The sequence below is a fragment of the Kitasatospora sp. NPDC057936 genome, assembly GCF_042887525.1.
GTDB lineage: Bacteria > Actinomycetota > Actinomycetes > Streptomycetales > Streptomycetaceae > Kitasatospora.
The window spans coordinates 1-2,075 of the sequence record NZ_JBHVPD010000204.1 but is presented as its reverse complement, the minus strand read 5'-3'; the positions used below and the strand labels follow the sequence as shown (position 1 = coordinate 2,075).

Here is a 2,075-nt window from a genome sequence, read left to right as displayed (position 1 = left end):
CCTTCGGCCACTCGGACAGCTCTCCATAAATGGCTCCACAGGTAGGATTCGAACCTACGACCGATCGGTTAACAGCCGATAGCTCTACCACTGAGCTACTGCGGAATAATATAAAGCTTCATAAACAAACATGGTAGAATTAATAAATCTGCTTGGCGGCGTCCTACTCTCACAGGGGGAAACCCCCGACTACCATCGGCGCTGAAGAGCTTAACTTCCGTGTTCGGCATGGGAACGGGTGTGACCTCTTCGCTATCGCCACCAAACCATTGAGAGTGTTCTCTCAAAACTAGATAACAGTAAGCATACATTCAAATTGGTTAAGTCCTCGATCGATTAGTATCTGTCAGCTCCATGTGTCGCCACACTTCCACCTCAGACCTATCAACCTGATCATCTTTCAGGGATCTTACTTCCTTGCGGAATGGGAAATCTCATCTTGAGGGGGGCTTCATGCTTAGATGCTTTCAGCACTTATCCCGTCCGCACATAGCTACCCAGCGATGCCCTTGGCAGAACAACTGGTACACCAGCGGTGCGTCCATCCCGGTCCTCTCGTACTAAGGACAGCTCCTCTCAAATTTCCTGCGCCCGCGACGGATAGGGACCGAACTGTCTCACGACGTTCTGAACCCAGCTCGCGTACCGCTTTAATGGGCGAACAGCCCAACCCTTGGGACCGACTACAGCCCCAGGATGCGATGAGCCGACATCGAGGTGCCAAACCTCCCCGTCGATGTGGACTCTTGGGGGAGATAAGCCTGTTATCCCCGGGGTAGCTTTTATCCGTTGAGCGATGGCCCTTCCATGCGGAACCACCGGATCACTAAGCCCGACTTTCGTCCCTGCTCGACTTGTAGGTCTCGCAGTCAAGCTCCCTTATGCCTTTACACTCTACGAATGATTTCCAACCATTCTGAGGGAACCTTTGGGCGCCTCCGTTACCTTTTAGGAGGCGACCGCCCCAGTCAAACTGCCCACCTGACACTGTCTCCCCGCCCGATAAGGGCGGCGGGTTAGAAGGTCAATACAGCCAGGGTAGTATCCCACCGATGCCTCCACCGAAGCTGGCGCTCCGGTTTCCAAGGCTCCTACCTATCCTGTACAAACTGTACCAAAATTCAATATCAGGCTACAGTAAAGCTCCACGGGGTCTTTCCGTCCTGTCGCGGGTAACCTGCATCTTCACAGGTACTATAATTTCACCGAGTCTCTCGTTGAGACAGTGCCCAGATCGTTGCGCCTTTCGTGCGGGTCGGAACTTACCCGACAAGGAATTTCGCTACCTTAGGACCGTTATAGTTACGGCCGCCGTTTACTGGGGCTTCAATTCGCACCTTCGCTTACGCTAAGCGCTCCTCTTAACCTTCCAGCACCGGGCAGGCGTCAGCCCCTATACTTCGCCTTACGGCTTCGCAGAGACCTGTGTTTTTGCTAAACAGTCGCCTGGGCCTATTCACTGCGGCTCTCTCGGGCTTGCACCCTAACAGAGCACCCCTTCTCCCGAAGTTACGGGGTCATTTTGCCGAGTTCCTTAACGAGAGTTCTCTCGATCACCTTAGGATTCTCTCCTCGCCTACCTGTGTCGGTTTGCGGTACGGGCACCTCTCACCTCGCTAGAGGCTTTTCTTGGCAGTGTGGAATCAGGAACTTCGCTACTATAATTCGCTCGCCATCACAGCTCAGCCTTCACGGGAAACGGATTTGCCTATTTCCCAGCCTAACTGCTTGGACGCGGATATCCAATACCGCGCTTACCCTATCCTCCTGCGTCCCCCCATTGCTCAAATGGTGAGGAGGTGGTACAGGAATATCAACCTGTTATCCATCGCCTACGCCTTTCGGCCTCGGCTTAGGTCCCGACTAACCCTGAGCGGACGAGCCTTCCTCAGGAAACCTTAGGCATTCGGTGGAGGGGATTCTCACCCCTCTTTCGCTACTCATACCGGCATTCTCACTTCTAAGCGCTCCACAAGTCCTTCCGGTCTTGCTTCACAGCCCTTAGAACGCTCTCCTACCACTGTTCGAAGAACAGTCCGCAGCTTCGGTGATACGTTTAGCCCCGGTACATTTTC

At 53.7% G+C, this 2,075-nt stretch carries 1 tRNA gene and 2 rRNA genes; all 3 read right to left on the bottom strand.

Annotated features, from left to right (window positions below):
* Nucleotides 1–30: 30 nt before the first annotated feature.
* Nucleotides 31–105, bottom strand: a tRNA-Asn gene (locus tag ACFVU9_RS45410).
* Between the two features lie 45 nt (nt 106–150).
* Nucleotides 151–266 (bottom strand): 5S ribosomal RNA (gene rrf, locus ACFVU9_RS45405).
* Between the two features lie 50 nt (nt 267–316).
* A 23S ribosomal RNA gene (locus tag ACFVU9_RS45400) occupies nt 317–2,075 on the bottom strand; the annotation flags it as partial.